Source organism: Lentilactobacillus curieae (assembly GCF_000785105.2).
In the GTDB taxonomy this organism is placed as follows: domain Bacteria; phylum Bacillota; class Bacilli; order Lactobacillales; family Lactobacillaceae; genus Lentilactobacillus; species Lentilactobacillus curieae.
The window spans coordinates 1,491,710-1,511,558 of sequence record NZ_CP018906.1; the positions used below are offsets into that span (position 1 = coordinate 1,491,710).

General features: G+C 40.4%; 21 protein-coding genes. 16 read left to right on the forward strand and 5 right to left on the reverse strand.

Translation table 11 applies throughout. The annotated features are described in order from the left end of the window. Positions 1–8 precede the first annotated feature (8 nt). The 3 genes from glmU (at position 9) to PL11_RS07180 (ending at position 2,786) form a co-directional block, all read left to right on the forward strand. Positions 9–1,385, forward strand: coding sequence for a bifunctional UDP-N-acetylglucosamine diphosphorylase/glucosamine-1-phosphate N-acetyltransferase GlmU (glmU, locus tag PL11_RS07170; protein WP_035168707.1), 1,377 nt, complete (start codon positions 9–11; stop codon positions 1,383–1,385). A gap of 64 nt (positions 1,386–1,449) precedes the next feature. Continuing rightward, on the forward strand, positions 1,450–2,430 hold the full coding sequence (locus PL11_RS07175; RefSeq protein ID WP_035168705.1) for a ribose-phosphate diphosphokinase: 981 nt from the start codon (positions 1,450–1,452) through the stop codon (positions 2,428–2,430). Beyond that, positions 2,430–2,786: a DUF3899 domain-containing protein gene (locus tag PL11_RS07180; protein ID WP_052127850.1), complete on the forward strand. Its 357-nt coding sequence runs from the start codon at positions 2,430–2,432 to the stop codon at positions 2,784–2,786. Before PL11_RS07175 ends, PL11_RS07180 begins: the two co-directional genes overlap by 1 nt. A gap of 58 nt (positions 2,787–2,844) precedes the next feature. Here the strand turns inward: PL11_RS07180 and yidA are convergent, their stop codons facing one another. The 3 genes from yidA to PL11_RS07195 are packed head-to-tail and all read right to left on the reverse strand — an operon-like array spanning position 2,845 to position 5,835. Next, positions 2,845–3,660: a sugar-phosphatase gene (yidA, locus tag PL11_RS07185; protein ID WP_035168703.1), complete on the reverse strand. Its 816-nt coding sequence runs from the start codon at positions 3,658–3,660 to the stop codon at positions 2,845–2,847. Positions 3,661–3,676: 16 nt separating this feature from the next. Continuing rightward, positions 3,677–5,008 carry an HD domain-containing protein gene (locus PL11_RS07190; RefSeq protein WP_035168701.1) on the reverse strand — a complete coding sequence of 444 codons (1,332 nt, stop codon included), beginning with the start codon at positions 5,006–5,008 and terminating at the stop codon, positions 3,677–3,679. Continuing rightward, positions 5,005–5,835 (reverse strand): lipoyl protein ligase domain-containing protein, encoded by an 831-nt coding sequence (locus tag PL11_RS07195; protein WP_035168699.1) that lies wholly within the window; start codon positions 5,833–5,835, stop codon positions 5,005–5,007. Before PL11_RS07195 ends, PL11_RS07190 begins: the two co-directional genes overlap by 4 nt. A 135-nt stretch (positions 5,836–5,970) precedes the next feature. On the opposite strand from PL11_RS07195, the gene PL11_RS07200 reads away from it, so the two are divergent. From PL11_RS07200 to PL11_RS07220, 5 genes are all read left to right on the forward strand, one after another. Further along, positions 5,971–6,405 carry a YwiB family protein gene (locus PL11_RS07200; protein WP_035168697.1) on the forward strand — a complete coding sequence of 145 codons (435 nt, stop codon included), beginning with the start codon at positions 5,971–5,973 and terminating at the stop codon, positions 6,403–6,405. A gap of 44 nt (positions 6,406–6,449) precedes the next feature. Next, entirely contained in the window at positions 6,450–7,106 is a 657-nt protein-coding gene (gene rpoE / locus PL11_RS07205; RefSeq protein WP_035168694.1) for a DNA-directed RNA polymerase subunit delta, read from the forward strand. 161 nt (positions 7,107–7,267) lie between these two features. Then, a complete protein-coding gene (locus PL11_RS07210; protein ID WP_035168692.1) occupies positions 7,268–8,884 on the forward strand; it encodes a CTP synthase in 1,617 nt (538 codons plus the stop codon). 206 nt (positions 8,885–9,090) lie between these two features. Beyond that, on the forward strand, positions 9,091–10,362 hold the full coding sequence (locus PL11_RS07215; RefSeq protein ID WP_035168689.1) for a UDP-N-acetylglucosamine 1-carboxyvinyltransferase: 1,272 nt from the start codon (positions 9,091–9,093) through the stop codon (positions 10,360–10,362). Between the two features lie 115 nt (positions 10,363–10,477). After that, positions 10,478–10,729: a type B 50S ribosomal protein L31 gene (locus PL11_RS07220; RefSeq protein ID WP_035168687.1), complete on the forward strand. Its 252-nt coding sequence runs from the start codon at positions 10,478–10,480 to the stop codon at positions 10,727–10,729. A 93-nt stretch (positions 10,730–10,822) separates the two neighbouring features. On the opposite strand, the gene PL11_RS07225 is transcribed toward PL11_RS07220, so the two are convergent. Beyond that, a complete protein-coding gene (locus PL11_RS07225) occupies positions 10,823–12,025 on the reverse strand; it encodes an MFS transporter (protein WP_035168685.1) in 1,203 nt (400 codons plus the stop codon). A 38-nt stretch (positions 12,026–12,063) separates the two neighbouring features. Between PL11_RS07225 and PL11_RS07230 the strand changes: the two genes are divergently transcribed. Further along, positions 12,064–12,840: a class A sortase gene (locus PL11_RS07230; protein WP_035168683.1), complete on the forward strand. Its 777-nt coding sequence runs from the start codon at positions 12,064–12,066 to the stop codon at positions 12,838–12,840. Here PL11_RS07230 and PL11_RS07235 read toward each other — a convergent pair. Next, positions 12,837–13,301: a low molecular weight protein-tyrosine-phosphatase gene (locus tag PL11_RS07235; protein WP_035168681.1), complete on the reverse strand. Its 465-nt coding sequence runs from the start codon at positions 13,299–13,301 to the stop codon at positions 12,837–12,839. The genes PL11_RS07230 and PL11_RS07235 overlap by 4 nt on opposite strands. 149 nt (positions 13,302–13,450) lie before the next feature. Here PL11_RS07235 and PL11_RS07240 point away from each other — a divergent pair, with 149 nt between their 5' ends. The 7 genes from PL11_RS07240 (at position 13,451) to PL11_RS07270 (ending at position 19,786) form a co-directional block, all read left to right on the forward strand. Next, positions 13,451–14,218 (forward strand): hypothetical protein, encoded by a 768-nt coding sequence (locus PL11_RS07240; RefSeq protein WP_035168679.1) that lies wholly within the window; start codon positions 13,451–13,453, stop codon positions 14,216–14,218. A 43-nt stretch (positions 14,219–14,261) separates the two neighbouring features. Continuing rightward, positions 14,262–15,644: a UDP-N-acetylmuramoyl-tripeptide--D-alanyl-D-alanine ligase gene (locus tag PL11_RS07245; protein WP_035168677.1), complete on the forward strand. Its 1,383-nt coding sequence runs from the start codon at positions 14,262–14,264 to the stop codon at positions 15,642–15,644. 187 nt (positions 15,645–15,831) lie between these two features. Then, the gene (locus tag PL11_RS07250) at positions 15,832–17,382 is read left to right on the forward strand and encodes a degradosome RNA helicase CshA (RefSeq protein WP_035168675.1); all 1,551 of its coding nucleotides are present in this window, start codon (positions 15,832–15,834) and stop codon (positions 17,380–17,382) included. Between the two features lie 164 nt (positions 17,383–17,546). Next, positions 17,547–17,906, forward strand: a complete 360-nt coding sequence (gene acpS / locus PL11_RS07255; RefSeq protein WP_035168673.1) for a holo-ACP synthase — start codon at positions 17,547–17,549, stop codon at positions 17,904–17,906. A 6-nt stretch (positions 17,907–17,912) separates the two neighbouring features. Further along, positions 17,913–19,037, forward strand: coding sequence for an alanine racemase (gene alr, locus PL11_RS07260; RefSeq protein WP_035168671.1), 1,125 nt, complete (start codon positions 17,913–17,915; stop codon positions 19,035–19,037). Between the two features lie 69 nt (positions 19,038–19,106). Beyond that, complete coding sequence (locus PL11_RS07265) at positions 19,107–19,400, forward strand: hypothetical protein (protein ID WP_035168669.1); 294 nt, start codon at positions 19,107–19,109, stop codon at positions 19,398–19,400. A gap of 29 nt (positions 19,401–19,429) precedes the next feature. Further along, positions 19,430–19,786, forward strand: a complete 357-nt coding sequence (locus tag PL11_RS07270) for a type II toxin-antitoxin system PemK/MazF family toxin (RefSeq protein ID WP_035168667.1) — start codon at positions 19,430–19,432, stop codon at positions 19,784–19,786. Positions 19,787–19,849 lie beyond the last annotated feature (63 nt).

Genomic DNA, 19,849 nt, shown 5'->3' on the forward strand with positions numbered 1-19,849 from the left:
AAATGAGAATGGCAACAAAAAATACGGTTATCCTTGCTGCGGGTAAGGGGACTCGCATGAAATCTAAGCTTTACAAAGTTTTGCACAGAGTATGTGGTCGGACGATGGTTGATCACGTATTAACTCAAGTTGAACAGGTAAAAATGGATAACATTGTAACGGTTGTTGGCCACGGGGCTGATGCCGTTGAAAAAGAACTCGGTAGTCGAACTAAATACGCCGTTCAAGAAGAACAGCTGGGAACTGGTCACGCAGTGATGCAAGCTGAGGACATTTTGGGAAACCTTGATGGAATTACTATGGTTGTTAGTGGGGACACCCCATTATTTACAGCCCAAACTTTTGATAATTTATTTGAATACCATAAAAGTAAAAAGGCTGCCGTTACGATTTTGACTTCTCACACTGACGAGCCAACTGGATATGGCCGAATTGTTAGGAATAGCCTAGGAATCGTTGAGCGAATTGTTGAGCAAAAGGACGCTTCTAAGGAAGAACAAGCAATTACTGAAATCAATACCGGGGTTTATGCATTTGATAACCAGGCATTGTTTAGTGCTCTTCACAGCATCAATAATGAAAACGCCCAGGGAGAATACTATTTGACTGATGTCATTGAAATTTTGAAAAAACAGGGCAAAACCATCGCTGCTTTCCAAATGGATGACTTTTATGAATCAATGGGTGTAAATGACCGAGTTGCCTTGTCAAAAGCAACTAAAATTATGCAACGCAGAATTAATGAAGCGCACATGAAAGACGGAGTAACAATTGTTGATCCTGACAATACTTATATCGATGTTGATATCAAAATCGGTGCCGACACTGTAATTGAACCAGGGGTTCAGTTGAAGAATCATTCAGTAATCGGTGAAAATTGTTACTTAGGTGCTCACTCTGAAATTCGAAATTCAACACTTCACGATAACGTGACGGTTACATCTTCGTTAATTGAAGATTCAGAAATGTTTGATGGCTCAGACATCGGTCCTAATAGTCATTTACGACCAGAATCATCGATTGGTAAAGGCGTTCACCTTGGAAACTTTGTCGAGGTTAAGAAATCAACGATTGAAGACAACACCAAGGTTGGTCACTTAACTTACGTTGGTAACGCCAAACTGGGTAAGAATATTAACGTTGGTTGTGGGGTAGTCTTTGTCAATTATGATGGGGCTAAGAAACATGAAACTGTTGTCGGGGACGACTCATTTATTGGTAGCAACTCTAACCTAATTGCCCCACTAAATGTAGCTGATCATTCATTTATTGCCGCAGGTTCAACCATCAACAAGGATGTTGAACGTTATGATATGGCAATTGCCCGTGAACGACAGACAAATAAACCTGGGTATTTTAAAAAATTACCTTATCAAAAAGATTAGCAATGATATTTTAGGGGAATTCATTGTATAATTAAGTTAGCAAAAACCTAAATGGAGGATCCTAATGGCTCAGCAATACTTTGACGAAAATTTAAAAATCTTTGCCCTTAATTCTAATAAACCACTTGCAGAAAAAATCGCTGCAACGGTAGGCGTTCCGCTCGGAAAGACTTCGGTGGATCGTTTTAGTGATGGTGAAATCAGAATTAACATCGAGGAAAGTATCCGTGGGGATAATATTTACATTATCCAATCTACTTCGGCACCGGTAAACGATAACTTAATGGAACTATTGATTATGATTGATGCATTGAGAAGAGCCAGTGCAAAAACCATCAATGTTGTGATTCCTTACTACGGTTACGCTCGTCAAGATAGAAAGGCACGTTCTCGTGAACCAATTACGGCTAAATTAGTGGCCAACATGTTGCAAAAGGACGGCGTAGATCGGTTAATCACTTTAGATTTACATGCTGCTCAAATTCAAGGATTCTTTGATATCCCAGTTGATCATTTGATGGGAGCCCCATTATTGGCTGACTACTTCTTGGATCATGATTTTGAGGAGGATACTGTAATTGTTTCCCCAGATCATGGTGGAGTTTCTCGTGCGAGAGCTTTAGCAGAATTCTTGGAAAAGCCAATTGCAATCATCGATAAACGCCGGCCAGAGGCCAACGTGGCTGAAATTATGAACATCATTGGTAATGTTAAAGGAAAACGTTGCTTGATGATTGATGACATGATTGATACTGCGGGAACAATTACTTTAGGGGCGCAAGCGTTAATGGATGCTGGTGCTAAGGAAGTATATGCATGTTGTACTCATCCAGTGCTATCAGGTCCTGCAATTGATAGAATTGCTAAGTCACCAATTAAGAAGTTAGTGATTACTGATACCATTAAGCTTCCTGAAGAAAAGCAAATTGATAAAATTGTTAAGGTTTCTGTTGGTCCATTAATTGGTGATGCCATTAAGAGAATTAACGAAAACAAGCCGGTCAGTCCATTGTTTAAGAATCGTTTCCATGGAACTGAATCTTAATGAGCATGTTTAAAAAAATTGTGTTAACCAGTTGTACTGTGGTTATCATTGTAGATGTCATTGGAATTTTGATTTACGGTACATTGGCAGTTGGAAACGTTAATTTTATGATTGGCTTATTGCTAATGATTGGAGCGGCGTTTTTTATCATCAAAGATGGTCATCTTTTTACTGGTTGGCGCTTTAGCACTAAGAAAAGAACAGATTTAGAGCAAGAGAATCTACCAAAACAACCAGGAGTTAGAGAGGTCGGTTCTGTTAAGAATCAACCAATTAAGTTTGGTCCCTCAGCTAGATTTTGTTTGCTAGTTGGTGGATTGTTGATTGTTTTAGGTGTGGGTTTGACTTTAATTTAGAATAGCAAAAAGGCTACGGTGCTCAATGCACCGTAGCCTTTTTGGTTTAATCAATTGATTAATCAACTTCGTTTACGTACTTATTGATTGCGTAGGCAACTCCGTTTTCAGAATTGGTTTTGGTAACAAATGAAGCAGCTTCCTTCACTTCGTCTATTCCGTTACCCATTGCAACTCCTAGACCAGCGTATTTAATCATGGTGAGATCATTACCCTCATCTCCAAGAGCCATTACATTTTCAGCGGTTAGATTAAGCCGTTCAGCAAGGTCCTTAAGTGCGTTGCCCTTGCTTGCGTTTTTATTCATCATTTCGATGAAGTATGGTTCACTTTGGACAACGTAAAGTTCTTCCTTTAGTTCGTCAGGGATGTTTTGCTTTACCCGTTCAATTACTTCTGGATAATCCACAAACATTGCTTTAGAAATCACAGTATCGGCAGTGATTTGCTCTGGAGTCTTGAACACGATTGGGAGCATAACCAGATAGCTTTCACCAATTGTGTAAGGACTAAGCTCTTGGTTAGTAGCGATGATTTGATCTGTAGTTTCCACTTGGTAGTGGGCGCCTAACATCCGACTGTACATTTCGGTCTTTAGGAACCCTTCGTATGATAGTGTGTGGTGACTAATAACGTTACCATCTAGGTCTTGAGCCATTGCACCGTTAAAGGTAATGGCGTATTCATCGTTTCCAGAAATTGATAATTTGTCCAAGTATGGTTTAACACCACTTAGTGGGCGACCGGTACAAAGAACTACCTTAACGCCACGTTTCCGAGCGTTAGAAATGGCCTCAATCGTTTCATTGGCAAGTACATGGTCCTCGTTTAGTAGGGTACCATCAATGTCGATGGCGATTAGTTTAATGTTCATAAAGTTACTCCTGTGTCTAAATTAATTTATCGTTGCGAATATGTTTGGCAAATTCATCATACTCAGATTGGAACAGATCTACGTTGTTGCCATTGGTTAAGACGTCCTTTGGGAAGAAGAAGCGATTATCTCCCTCGGAACGGTCAGAGATGGCGTTAACAATTGGGCTTACATCAGCAAGTTGGACGAGTGATTCGTCTGCTTGGATCAATTGAATCTGCTTCTTCTCTGGGGTGTAGGCATCATATGGCAAATCAAAACTATCATCCGTAGCCGTGTAATACTTAGGGTTGTAACCAGCCTGTTCGATCAACTCTTGTAGTTTAGGCAACAGACTTTTGGTTTCCTCAGTAAACCTAACTGATTTTAGCGGCTTTCTGTCGATAAATCTGCTTGCTAAGTCTGCAAGAATATCATCAGGATAACGTTTCCAATGGATAAAGTAAGTGTTTAATACTCCATCGTCTAGTTGGAGATAGTCATCAAGATTGAATTGCCGAGAGAAGAATGGTAATAACAGGTAGGGAGTTTGGGCATTTTCAACGACTGTGCCATTAAAAATTTCTTTAGCTCGTGAAAGTAGTCGATTTAGGACGACTTCCATAGATCTTGATCCAGGATGAAAATAAACTTGTTGGTACATTTGAAACCTGCTGACGATGTAGTCTTCAACTGCGTGCATGCCACTCATTTCAAAACAGATTCCGTCGTGGTATGGTCGCATTACCTCTAAAATTCGCTGTAAATCAAAGGTACCATACTTTACCCCAGTATTGTAAGCGTCACGAAGTAAGTAATCCATCCTATCAGCGTCAAGTTGGCTAGAAATAATTTCCACAACTTGGCGATTAGGGTAGGTCTTGTTGATAACACTAGCAACCATATCTGGAAATTCTGGGCTCACTTTTTTAAGCACCGCATTAATTTCGGTTTGGTCGGAAGTGATAATTGCCCGGGTAATTGCTTCATGATCGGTGTGAAAAATGTGCTCAAAGGTGTGTGAGTATGGGCCATGGCCAATATCATGAAGGAGGGCAGCACAAAGGGTGACTAGCTCCTCTGAGTTGTCCCAAAGTCCATCACCATGAAGCTTGCTGGGGTAATTTTTGGCAAATGATTCAGTAATTCGTCGGGCAATTTCGTAAACTCCTAATGAGTGGGAGAATCTGGAGTGCTCTGCACCGTGAAATACTAAGGGCGTCGTCCCAAGTTGGTGAATTCTCCTTAGTCGTTGAAATTCGCTGGTGTTAATTAAGTCTAGGATTACTTGGTACTTAACGTATACGTAATTGTGAACCGGGTCTCGAAATACTTTTTCTCTTGCTAACTTTTGATTTGCGTATGTCAATGTTGTCCTCCTATTTTGGGTAATTGTTCATTTCGCAGAATCATCTTACGCAACTGACGAGCTTTTTGCTGCTTGAATTGCTCAGATGATAAAATCGCTGCGGAGTTTTGATTGAGTGAATAGTCATGTTGAATGATAGCCGAAATCTTTTCTTTCATAACGTCCAAGGTGTTAAACTGTGAGTCTAGGTCTACTAAACTGGTCATGGATGATTTATTAACCTTAGGAAAGTTCCACTTAGTTTGGGAATAAGCATCTGCAACTTCGTAAAAGTTGGCAACAGTTTCACTCCGAGAGTCTTGATTGCCAAAAACGCTCATATAAAGCATTAAGACGATGGCATCTTTTTCCCGACGTTGGGCAATCCCCGCAATTTTTTGACCATTAATGCTGAGGTCATATTTACCCGGACAGTATGAATCAGTGATTTCATACGTTCCCAGTTGCCACTGGGGTAAAGATTGTCTCATTAATTCGGCAATCACCTCATATGCATCATCAACGCTAAGCGGATGGCTGCGATTGGGCAAGAATAGTGAAACGTTTAGAACACCCGGATCAGATATCACAGCCAATCCACCAGAGTTTCTTAAAAAGTATTGGTATCTTTGATTAACTAATTGTTCTAATCCCGACTCAAGTTTGGGCAAGTGGCGGTCATTGATCCCTAATATTAAGGTCGGTTCCGTCGTTGTCCAAAAATGTAGGAAGGGTTGTTGAAGCTCATTGGTAAGTTCTAGAATGGCGTTGGTGTCAGCAAACGCCTCCAATTGGGCAGCCGGAGAATAGTTTGCTTCAAAAATAGTGATTGAATTGTTATTCAACATGATGATTCCCCTTACATTTGAATAGTTCAATTATACCAGACATTATTGAGTTGCTAAGACCTAGATTAAATGAGTGAAAAAACCTATTTTGAGGGATATAATTAATAGTTGAAATGTATGAAGAGAAGGTGCGAAATGGATAATCCTACAAACAATTTACCAGTTCAGATTCATTTAAGAACCGACATTCTGCAGGATGGTAAGAAGGCGAATTATGTCTTCGACATGGAAGGACAGCTTGTCGAAATTGGCGATGCAATTTATATTCGCTATGACGAAGAAACAGATGGTGACCCCATTCCTGTTACAATCAAAATTATGAATAGCGGGGATGTTAAGATCACTCGTGCGGGTGAAAACCGCTCCCAACTGATGTTTAGTGAGGGCAAGAGAATCTCCGCTGTCTACAAGACCCCTTATGGACCATTGGACATTCAAACGGTCACTCCGGGATTGGAGATTGATTTACTTGAAAATCCGTTGAGAGGAAACGTTGATATTTCATATCTACTTTATGCAGGACAAGAATTACTTGGTAAATATAATATTTCATTGCAATTTACGGTGTAATCGAGTATAGTAACTTTTAGACTGTTGAAAGGACGTGTACCAGTTTGGAATTAAAAGTCTTTGAAGGCCAAAACAAAAATGAACTATCGATGATCGAAGTTGCTCACGCTATTTTAGCTGAGCGTGGAGACGTTATGCCGTTCGCTGATTTGGCTAATGCCGTTCAAGAATACCTTGGTGATAGTAATAAGGAAATTCGCGATCGATTATCTCAGTTCTATACTGACTTAAATATCGACGGTAGTTTCATTTCACTTGGTGACAATCTTTGGGGCTTAAGAACCTGGTATCCTTACGAATCGATTGATGAGGCCACTGTTCATACTGACCTCGACGATGAAGATCGACCAAAGAAGAAGAAACGTCGGAAGGTTAATGCATTCTTAGCAGATGCCTCTGATGATGATGATGTTATCGATTACGACGACGACGATCCTGAAGATCAGGACGACGCGTTTGACGACGATGACGACACCGATGATGACGATGAAACAACACCAGCAGCTAGTGTCGGTAAATATGACAATGATTTATCAGATATTGACGATGACAGTGACGATGATGATGACACAGATCTTCCGGATGGAATTGAAGGAGAGTTATCAGACCTTTCAGACGATGATGATTTGCTAAACACAGATGATGACGATGATGACTCATCAGATGGTGACGATTCTAGTTACGAAGACAATCAAAAATAAATTACCTTGACGTGGGTCCTTAATTTATGTATTATATTTTTTGGGCTCCTTGAGTTTTCAAGGGCATCTGAACGATGATTAATTTGTTCCCTATTCAACTTAATGAATAGGGAATTTTTCTTTTTACCCCCTGCACAATCAAAGAGGAGAGGAATTTTTAAATGACCAAATATATTTTTGTTACCGGCGGAGTAGTTTCTTCTTTAGGAAAGGGAATCGTTGCCGCTTCCTTAGGTAGATTACTTAAGAACCGCGGACTCAACGTTACAATCCAAAAGTTTGATCCCTACATTAACGTGGATCCAGGAACCATGAATCCATATCAACATGGGGAAGTTTTTGTTACTGATGATGGTACTGAAACTGACCTTGATTTGGGTCACTATGAACGTTTTATTGATAATAACTTAAATAAGTACTCTAACGTTACCACCGGTAAAATCTATGACGAAGTTCTTCGTAAAGAACGTCATGGTGATTATCTTGGTGCAACAGTTCAAGTAATTCCTCACATTACTGGCATGATCAAAGATAAGATTATGCGTGCGGCAAAGACATCAGACGCTGACATCGTGATTACTGAAATCGGTGGAACCGTTGGTGATATTGAATCATTGCCTTTCCTTGAAGCCATTCGTCAAATGAAAAACGAAGCTGGCGAAGAAAACACATTTTACATTCACACCACATTAATTCCTTACCTGCGAGCTGCTGGTGAAATGAAGACTAAGCCAACGCAACACTCAGTTAAGGAACTTCGTGGTTTGGGTATTCAACCTAATTTATTGGTAGTTCGTTCTGAAAAACCAGTAACTGATTCTATGAAAAAGAAAATTTCGCTTTTCTGTGATGTTAAGAAGGAAGCTGTTGTTGAATCACTTGATGTTCCAACCCTTTACTCAATTCCTTTGAGACTACAAGAACAAGGAATGGATCAACAAGTTCTTGATCATTTTGGTATCAACAAGCCTGCTGCTGATATGTCTGAATGGCAACAATTAGAACAACACGTTCAACACTTGAAGCGTAAGGTCAAGATTGTCCTAGTTGGTAAGTACGTTGGCCTTCAAGATGCTTACATTTCAGTTGCTGAAGCACTTAAGCATGCTGGTTATCCAGTTGATGCTGATATCGACTTAGAAATGGTTGATGCTGAAAAAGTTACTCCAGAAAACGTTGAAGATTACGTTGCTAGCGCAGACGGAATCCTAGTTCCTGGTGGTTTTGGAGATCGTGGAATTGAAGGAATGATCACTTCAATTAAGTACGCTCGAGAAAATGACATTCCATTCCTAGGAATTTGCTTGGGAATGCAAATGGCAAGCGTTGAGTATGCTCGTGATGTTTTGGGCTATGCTGATGCAAACTCAACCGAAATGAACCCTAACACTGAACATAAGGTAATTGACCTAATGGCCGACCAAGAAGATGTTTCTGATATGGGTGGTACGCAACGTTTAGGTGCATATCCTTGCAAGCTTAAACCAGGTACTAAGGCAGCTGCCGCTTATGACAATGCTGCTGAAATTTCAGAGCGTCACCGTCACCGTTATGAATTTAACAATGCGTTCCGTGAAGAGATGGAACAGCACGGCTTGGTATTTTCAGGAACATCACCTGACAATCATTTAGTTGAAGTTATTGAAATTCCAACGAACAAATTCTTCGTTGCTGCTCAATATCATCCAGAATTCCTTTCAAGACCTAACCGTCCTGAAGGATTATTCAGAGATTTTGTTGCTGCTGCAAATGATCGTTACCTTGCAAACGAAAACTAATCTTTAAAAACAGCCCCGATTTTAGCTACTTAAAATCGAGGCTGTTTTTTTACATATCTATATTAATTACGGTTTTGGTTTAAATTACGTGATTGTGTGAACAACAATTTGTATAATTCAGTCGTAGGTGTTGTATTTTGCCATTTTTTTTTATAAGATATTTCTTGGCATGTATTTGCCTGAAATAAGAAATGAGGAAGTTTACGATGAGTAAATTAATTATCAATGGGGGAAAGAAGCTAACCGGTGAAATTACGATTGGCGGTGCAAAAAATAGCACCGTTGCGTTAATTCCAGCTGCCATTTTAGCAGACACACCTGTTAGTTTTGATTCGGTACCAGACATCTTGGATGTCCACAATTTGATGGTCATTCTTGAGTCTATGAACGTATCGTCTGACTTCCACGATGATGTGCTAAACATCGACCCAACAAATATCGTGGAGGCTCCCTTACCAAGTAAAGCAATTAAAAGCCTGCGTGCATCGTATTACTTTATGGGTGCGCTGCTGGGTAAATTCCACCGAGCTACCGTAAGCTTTCCCGGTGGAGATAATATTGGTCCACGACCAATTGATCAGCATATTAAAGCATTTGAAGCTCTCGGTGCTAATGTCACCGATGAGAATGGTACTGTAACAATTACAACAGACGAATCAGGACTTCACGGAGCCCAAATCTTTCTGGACGTGGTTTCAGTTGGGGCGACAATCAATGCAATTCTCGCTGCCGTAAAGGCTAAGGGAACTACCGTCATTGGTAACGCTGCTAAGGAACCTGAAATAATTGATATTGCTACTTTCCTAAATAACATGGGTGCTAATATTCGTGGTGCAGGAACAGATGTAATCCGAATTGAGGGAGTTGATTCCCTAGTTGCCAAGAATACTCACACGATTATTCCTGATAGAATTGAGGCCGGTACATACCTTTCTCTAGCGGCAGCCGCAGGTGATGGGATTACGATTACCAACGTTATTCCTGAGCATTTAGAGGCCTTTGTAGCTAAACTAGAGGAGTTGGGTGTGAACTTAAAGGTTAACGAAGACAGTATCTTTGTTGGCCCTTCAGATACTTTGAGACCAATTCAGGTTAAAACAATGCCATATCCTGGATTCGCGACTGACTTGCAGCAACCACTGACCCCATTGCTTTTTAAGGCAAAGGGGAGAAGTGTCATTATTGATACGATTTATCCTAAGCGAGTTAAGCATATTTCAGAGCTGGTTAAATTGGGCGGTAACATTAAGTCTGAGGATATCGAAGAGGGCATTATTGTCGTTGATACCTCCAATGACTTACACGGAACCACAGTTTCCGCTGGAGAGATTCGTGCGGGAGCCTCATTATTGATTACGGGATTAATGGCGGATGGTGAGACCGAAATCGACGAAGCTGACAACATTCTTCGTGGATACGGTAGCATCGTTGATAAGCTTACTGCTGTCGGTGCTGATTTAAAATTAGTTAGCGACTAATTATTTCTGTAATTTTCATATTGAACCAAGTTTTAAATTATGTTAAACTAACAAAGTTGACTAATCGATAATCTCTGGGTCATCACATTGGTTCAGGGCAAAGGAGCGATATATTATGAAACAAGGAATTCATCCAGATTACCACAAAGTTGTATTTCAAGATTCAAGTACTGGCTACAAGTTTATGTCAAGTTCTACTAAGGGCTCAGACGAAACTATTGAATGGGAAGATGGCAACACTTATCCATTGATTCGTGTTGAAATTTCATCTGATTCACATCCTTTCTACACTGGTAAGCAAAAGTTTACTCAAGCAGATGGTGCTGTGGACCGATTCAACAAAAAGTACGGTCTTTCAAACAACTAACAAAGATGCGAGGCTTTTGCCTCGTTTTTTTGTTGCCAAAAAAACCAGCTTAACTTGGATTCAAACTTGAATCGGGCTAAGCTGGTTTTTAGTTTATGCGCTACGTCTCATAGCTTTTGTGTTGGTGTAAACCATTGCTAGGTTAATGACAACCAGCAATGCGGTTGAAATGAACACACCAGAATAGTCAAACGATGATGAGACCACTGAACCAATCATTGGGCCAGCAACGTTTCCCATTGCTTGAAATGATTGATTCCAACTAAATATTCGGCCAGTAACGTGTGGCGGAGTGTTCTTAGTTAATATGGTTTGAACGGCAGGAAGCATTGAAGCGTTCGAAACGCCAATCATGAATCGAAGGCCGATTAATTGCCAGACGTTTGTTACAAATGCCATTGGAATGTATACAATGATTGCCAAGGCAAAACCAAACATCAATATTTTATCTGAGCCGATTCTATCCCCGACTCGGCCAAGCGCGGGAGCAGCAAACAGGGTAGCGATTCCTGGAATGGCAGCTACAACTCCACTGAAGAAGGTTGTCTGCGGACTGTTATGCATGATTTCCCGGACATATAATGCTAAAATTGGTGCTATAGAATTGTTAGCAGCCTGGATGATCATTGTCGTGATAAACATTCCAAAAACTAGCTGAGAGTTGTTAAGTGATTTGATTACGCCTCTGGTGGTCATCATAGCTTCCTTTTGAACTGGTTCAAAGTTTTCGTGAACCAAGAAGGTGGTTACCAAGAAGACGACAACGAACAGCAACCCAGTAATCATAAACGTAAGCCGGTAACTGAAAATTGATGCTAGGGTTCCACCAAGTAGTGGCCCAAGTAAAGTTCCCGAAACGTTTCCAGTAACCAGTGTTCCGAGTGCTTGACCGGACTGATTCTTAGGTACTTGAGTGGCAATCAGAGCGTTAGCGTTGCTAATGTATCCTGAGAACACTCCTTGAATAAGTCTGTAAGCAACTAGTTGCCAAACGTTGGTTGCAGTTCCCATTAAGAAGAATACCAATGCTAACCCAGCCGACGCCCGAACCAACATTAGTTTACGTCCAGTTTTGTCTGCTAGTTTTCCCCATAAGGGTGACACGATAGCGGTCATGAAGTAACTTGCAGCAAATGCTAAGCCACTATAAAGACTAAGTTGTCCCTTTGTGAAGTGGCCCATCGTGTCTACGTATAGGGATAAGAATGGCATGACTTCTGAAAAGCCAATCCCGGCCATAAACGTTCCAAACCACAGAACGATTAAGTTTTGTTTCCATGAAAATTTTTTTGCCAAAAAGGTCTTCCCTTCAATAAAAATTCGGAGTTTTAAAAATGAAATCAAATAAAGCTTTAAAAATTATTATTACGTTGGGGCTGGTAATCCTCATGGTCATTTCTTTATTGCTGATATTTAATCGGCAAGTTAAAAACCAGTTGATTCGCACTTATCAGCCAACAGTTTCCCGTAGTTCTGTAATTAAAAATGAAAGATTACTTGATAAAAATAAACACACATCTAGTAAGTCTAACGCAGGTACCACAAAACAAGCAAGCACAAAAAAGTCCCCCAAAATGCCAAAGGGTGTTAGCTTTAATTTCAGCAAGGTTAAGTCTTTAGATGTCCAAACTGCAGTTGGGGCAAGAATGAATGCTAGCCAGGTACGGAATGTCGGCCAGATCATGATTCCTCAATCAGGCCTCCATCTACCAATTGGATTAGGAGTTTCAAACACTACCCTAGCTTTAGCCGCCGGAACGATGCGACCAAATCAAAAAATGGGGGAGGGGAATTATCCCCTTGCAGGTCACCACATGGTAAATCATGACATTTTGTTTGGGCCACTATATTACCGGACAAAAGTCGGCCAAAGTATCTACTTAACTGATATGAAGTATATATATCGGTACGTCGCTTATCAAAAGAAGTTTATTTCGGCATACCACGTCTCGGTGATTAACCAAACAAAAAAGCCAATTCTTACACTCATCACTTGTGATAAGATCGGTAAGAATCGGCTAATGGTCAGGGGCAAGTATCAAGCAAAGGTCTTGCTCAAGGATGCCCCAACTAGATTAAAACGGGCGTTCGAACATCCACAGTACAATTAATGTCTTTGCTTAATGTAGTTCATCCATTCGGGAAGAGCTTCAGAAAGTTGCTTATATGTTCTATCGAAGCGGTGATCATACCAAGGATCAGGGATATCTTCTCCTTTTTGGTCAGATAGGATATCTAAACAAAGGTGGATTTTTGATTGGTCCTCTTCGGGGGCCATTTTTTTTAGTGATTGGATATTTTGGCTATCCATCCCAATGATTAAGTCCGCCCATTTAAAATCATCTTGATTAACTGGGCGGCTAACTTGCCCAGCCATTGACATTCCGTACTTTGCTAATTCTGCGACTGCACCAGGGTGGGGTGGATTTCCCTGTTCATAACTACTAGTACCAGCAGATTCCACGTTGATTTCGCCAGTCATTGATTGATCTTCTACCATCTGTTTGAACATGGTTTCAGCCATCTGTGAGCGACAGATGTTTCCTAAACATACGAATAAAATATTAGTCATTATTACACCTCGAGTTTTCAGTAAAGTATATGTTACCAATCTCGTTGTCAAATCGCAAATTTCTTGAATGTTTTCAGAGTTTATTCACACAATGTTTTTTATAAAGTGTACAATTAAAATAGATTATTAAATGGGGTAAGGGATAAACAATGAAGGGTAATTATCTATTTATAAATTCAAATCCGCTAGCTAATATGGTCCTTTCTTACGGGATCACTGGCGCTGACTTTTTGAACGGAATTGATGATATTCCAGATAATGTCCTGTTGCTGGATAACAACGTTGAGTCAGCCAATGGTTTTAATTCACACTCAAAATTTAACCTGATAAATGGGTCTGGTGATGTTCGTAGGTACATATTGCGTGAGCCTAACAGAGTAAAGAAATTTGTTGATTTTGAGTCTGAAGATAGCCTAAATAGCTTAAACCCTTTTGAGATTGCTGAGTTGCTGTACCTTGCACACATGCATACTCCCATGGGCAGGCCGTACTCATCAAAGTTAGTGAACCGGTACATTTATCTAAGTAAAGGTGATGGGTTGATGAGAACCTATTATCGAAAGTTTTCTGAGTTTAACCACATCCTAGAGATTGCTATTAAACGCAAGCTGCGGGAAATTCATAACTCCCGTAGAGTTTTTTTACGTCCATTAGCCATAAAGGATTTGGAAAAATCAATGTTAATTGATTTAGTGAGCAAGGGCGGGGATGGACTATTCATCGACTTTGAGGGACTTGTTGAGAAACACAAGACTTATCCAATCCCATTGAGGATTCTCAATAATCCTGATGGGTCGTCAGTTGTCCTAAAGACCTCACAAGTTAAGGAAAATACTAGGCAAGTGGGAACGTTAACTTATAATTTGAAGACTTCTGAATGGCATCTTCAGTGGATTGATGATGAAGACTTATTATAGGGTGTGGTATTATCTTTAAAGACAACAAATTAGGAGATAACTTATGAAGATGACAATTGCGGAGATTGCACAGGCAATCAATGCTGATACCTCATTACTTTCTGAGGATAATTTAAATAAGGAAATTACGAGCGTTGACTTTGATAGTCGCAACATTCAACAGGACGGTCTTTTCATTCCGCTTAAAGGAGAAAAGGACGGCCATAATTACATTGAAAGCGCTGCTGCTAACGGAGCTGGGGCTACTTTATTTGCTAAAGATCATCAAGATCAGTTACCAGTCGCCATTCCAGCACTACTTGTTGACGATCCTTTGAAATCTTTTCAAGAGCTTAGCAAGTACTACCTACAAAAAATTAATCCGCGAGTAATTGCGGTAACTGGTAGTAATGGTAAGACCACTACCAAAGATATGGCTGCATCAATAATGAGCGCTGGCTTTAACGTGGTCAAAACTCACGATAATTTCAATAATGAAATTGGGGTTCCATATACTTTATTACAAATGGAATCTAACACTGAATTTTTGGTCGTGGAATTAGGTATGGATAGACCGATGCAACTTGATTTTTTGAGTAAGTTGGTTGAACCAGACGTTGCCATTATCACGATGATTGGTGAAGCACATATTGAGTTCTTTAAAACTCGGGATAAGATTGCTGATGCAAAGATGGAAATTACCCATGGGCTTAAAGAAGACGGTATCTTCATTTACGATGGTGATGAACCATTACTTCAAGAGCGAGCAAGGGACCTTAGTTTTACCAAGATGACCTTTGGTCGTAATGAAAATAATGATGCATACTCTACTTCAGTTGATGTAGAAAAGTACGAAACCAAGTTCAAGACTAACTTGTGGCCCGATCAAGAGATGACAATTCCACTGATTGGTGATTACAATGTTAACAATGCTTTGGCAGCAATTTTGGTTGGTAAGATCTTTAGAATCCACGAACAACTGATTTGTAAACAACTTGCAAACGTCGAACTTACCAAAAATCGGACCGAGTGGCTAAAGGGAAAACTAGGTGAATCAATTCTTAGTGACGTCTATAACTCCAACCCTACTGCTGCTTTAGAAGTTTTACGGACGTTTAATGGGACTCAAGTTGATGGACGGAGAATTATTGTCCTAGGAGACATGCTTGAACTTGGTGAGCAGTCACTTAAGATGCATGCTTCCTTAGCTAGAGAAATTTCTGTAGACAAAGACGACCAAGTATACTTAATTGGTAGTGACATTAACGCTTTGGCTGATACTTTGGAACCTGAATATGACAGCACGCGCTTACACGTTTACCCAAAGGAAAAGTTGGCTGAGTTAGCCAATGACCTGGCTGTAGATATGCAACCAAATGACACAGTGTTATTAAAAGCTAGTCACGGAATTCATTTAGAACAAGTGGTTGCTAAATTGATCGATTAAAAAGGGGAGAATGGCTGAACAACGGTCATTCTCTTTATTTGGTTGCGTACAGCTAATGAATGTAGTACACTTGTACAGTTATTTTATTTGAGAATTTCGGTCAAACCATGAACGGTACCTGGAAAACGGATTTTTTCCTAGTTTATGGTGGTACCCTGATGTTTCATAATTTTAGGAGGAAACATATTTGAAGTTTAGTGAATTAGGATTGTCAGATAGCTTATTGTCTGCTATCTCAAGTAGTGGTTTTGAAGAAGCCACTCCAATCCAAGCCGAAACCATTCCGATGGTTCTACAAGGTAAGGATGTTATTGGTCAAGCCCAAACAGGAACTGGAAAGACAGCGGCCTTTGGACTACCAATCTTACAAAATGTTGATTTAAACAGTAAAGATATCCAGGCATTGGTGATTTCACCAACCCGGGAACTAGCAATTCAAACCCAAGAGGAATTATATCGTCTTGGAAAAGATGAAAAGGCTAAGGTTCAGGCTGTTTATGGTGGTGCCGATATTCGTCGCCAAATTAACAACTTAAAGAATCATCCACAAATCGTCGTTGGTACTCCAGGACGGATTTTGGATCACATTAGCCGTCATACACTCAAGCTAGAGAATTTGAAGTTCCTAGTTCTTGACGAAGCCGACGAAATGTTGAACATGGGATTCCTTGAAGATATTGAATCAATCATCAAGCAAACTCCTGCTGAAAGACAAACCCTTTTGTTCTCAGCAACAATGCCACCAGCAATCAAGCGGGTTGGGGTTCAGTTTATGAAGGATCCTCATCACGTTAAAATCAAGGCTAAGGAATTGACCACTGATTTAATTGATCAATACTACGTTCGGGTTAAAGAATACGAGAAGTTTGATACAATGACTCGCTTCTTTGACGTTCAAGATCCAGAAGTAACAATCGTGTTCGGTCGGACTAAGCGCCGGGTAGACGAAGTTTCTAAAGGACTTGAAGCTCGTGGCTACAAGGCCGCTGGTCTTCATGGTGATTTAACTCAATCACGCAGAACTCAAATCATGAACGAATTTAAAAAGGGTAAGATTGATATTTTAGTTGCGACTGACGTTGCTGCTCGAGGAATTGATATTTCTGGAGTTACTCATGTCTATAACTACGATATTCCATCTGATCCAGATAGTTATGTTCATAGAGTTGGTAGAACTGGCCGTGCCGGCCAACACGGAGTTTCAGTAACCTTTGCAACTCCAAACGAAATGGACTACCTTCGTGAAATTGAAAAGCTTACTAAGGTGAGAATGTTGCCTTTGAAGCCACCAACAGAAGAAGAAGCATTTGTTGGTCAAATGAATGCTGCTGAATCAGAAATTGGTGATCTGATTCAAAAGACCAACACTGACAAGTATGCTGACATGGCTAACAAGTTGCTTGACGAGTACGAAGCTACTGACCTTGTTGCAGCACTGTTGAACGAGACAACTCGTGACAATGTTAAGGTTAAGATCACACCAGAACGTCCACTATCACGTGGTGGTCGTTCACGTCGCGGAGGCGGTGGACATGGTCGTGGCGGTCACGGTGGTTCTAGAAATAGAAATGATTCCCGTGGTGGTCATCGTGGTAATGGCGGCAGTCGTGGCGGTTGGAGCAAGCGCTCATCAGACCGTAACAAGAAAAACGGCGGCAGTCGACGTGATGGCGGTAAACGCGAAGGCGGAAACCGTAGTTCTGACAAAAAGAAGAACTTTACCATTAAAAACAGTTAATTAAAAAAGTTTCAGTTCATTTAGAACTGAAACTTTTTTTATGCCCAAAATGCGATTCAACCAACGGTGAATTATTTTCACCATCACGGATGACTACTGCCACATACCGTTGCGGTTATCTGTGGTATCATATAATGTGACTTTTAATTGAAGAGGATAAAAATATGATTGCAGGAATTGGAATTGACATTACAGAAATTAGCAGGGTTAAAAAAGCGCTTGATAAAAACCCAAATTTTTTACAGCGCACATTGACGCCCGAAGAAATTGAGGCATTACCGCAATTGTCTGAAAAGCGAAAGCTAGAGTTTCTAGCTGGACGTTTTTCAGCTAAGGAGGCTTACTCAAAAGCTATGGGGTCTGGCTTGGGGTCAACGGTTTCTTTTCAAGACCTCACAATCTTAAATAATGAGTTAGGAAAACCAATCTTGAAACAGCATCCGTTTGATGGAGCGGCTCACCTTTCAATTTCTCATACAGATACCTTAGTAATGACGGAAGTAATTTTGGAAAAAAGGGGATAATTCGAAATGGTAGTTTCAATGATGAGAAACAGCCAGGTAATTATTAATCAGCAGGCGATTTTTGATAATGTAGCCAATTCTCGCCAACAGTTAGATTCAAAATCAGATTTATTTGTAGTTGTTAAAGCTAATGGATATGGTCACGGGGCAGTCCAAGTGGCTAATGTTGCTAAAAAAGCTGGGGCAACGGGTTTTTGCGTGGCATTAATTGATGAAGCGATGGAATTGCGTGAAGCAGGAATTCTCGAACCAATTTTGGTACTAGGAATTTCAGATCCACAGTGGGCTCCAGTTGCGGCTGAGAACAATATCTCATTAACGATTTCTTCGCCTGAGTGGGTAAAACAGGCGCAATCAATTTTAAGTGTTGCAAGGTGTGACTCGAAGTTGAAAATTCACGTAGCATTGGATACCGGAATGGGGAGAATTGGATTCCAAACTCCAGAAGAATTGCAATCAGCCTTGAAGGTTATCAATGAATCAGCTGGCCAAATCGAGTTTGAAGGAATCTTCACTCATTTCGCTACTGCTGATGAACCTGATGATGCTTATTTTAAACAGCAATATGATAAGTTTAATGCATTTATGGATGTAGTTGAAAGCCGGCCAAAATACGTTCACGTTGCCAATTCAGCAACTAGCCTTTGGCATAAAATTTGTGGAGGTAACATGATTCGATTAGGGATTGCTGCCTATGGATTAAACCCTTCACAACGCGCCATAACTGAATTACCATATAACTTGGAGCCAGCTTTAAGTTTGGAGTCAAGCTTAATTCACGTTAAAGAGGTCAAAGCTGGTACTCATATTGGGTATGGGGCAACTTACGAGGCCAAACAAGACGAGTGGATTGGTACGGTTCCAATTGGGTATGCTGATGGGATTGCTCGGAAACTTCAAGGCTTTTCTGTCCTTGTTAACGGCCATCGGTGTGAAATTGTTGGTCGGGTATGCATGGATCAAATTATGATTCGCCTTGATCGTCAATATAATTATGGGACTAAGGTGGTTATCATTGGTAAATCAGGCGATGAGCAGAATACCGCTGAAGATTTGGCTGAGTACATTGGCACAATTAATTACGAAGTAATTTGTGGGCTTCAACCGCGTTTAAAGCGAGTGTACGTATAATTTGTAATGCACGACTAAATAATTCATGGTATATTAGTAGTCAAAGACGAAAAAATAGGGGACATTGCTATGGAAAAAGCCGTCAAAAGCAGTATTCATTTTTCACTAACGGTAAACGATCAAATCGCACACAGGTTAAGTGATTTCTGTCGTCATGTGGGAGTTTCACAAACCACGGCAGTAAACATTGCCATAAACTATTTTTTTGATGATCCGAAACTGATTCATTCTTTAATGGATGGGTATCGTGAGATGGGTAGCTTGAATCGTGAGATCACTCATGATTTCTTAGCTAGCGAGGACGATGCGGAACTCCACCTTGCTCAGTATCGGAAAAATACGATCTACAACTATTTTGAATAAATAGTTATAGTCGTTTGGGGGGTTAAATAATGGCTGACGTTTTGTTTAAACGTGGAGACATTTTTTACGCTGATCTCTCGCCAGTAATTGGTTCTGAGCAGGGGGGAATGAGACCAGTGTTAATTGTTCAAAATGATATTGGTAATCACTATAGTCCGACGGTAATTGTTTCGGCGATTACTGCGAGAATTTCGAAGCCAAAGATGCCAACTCACGTTGGAATTAAGGCGGGGGACGGGATTGAGCGCGACTCAGTGATTTTACTGGAACAGATTAGAACCATTGATAAGCAACGCTTGAAGGACAAAGTGACGCATTTAAATCCTGCAATTATGACTAAGGTTGATAAAGCAATCAAAATTAGTTTAGGAATTGCAGATAAGTAGTCCTTTAAGTTAGCTGTACATAAAAATGGGGTCACGGAGTGATTTAACTCTGTGAAATGCTAC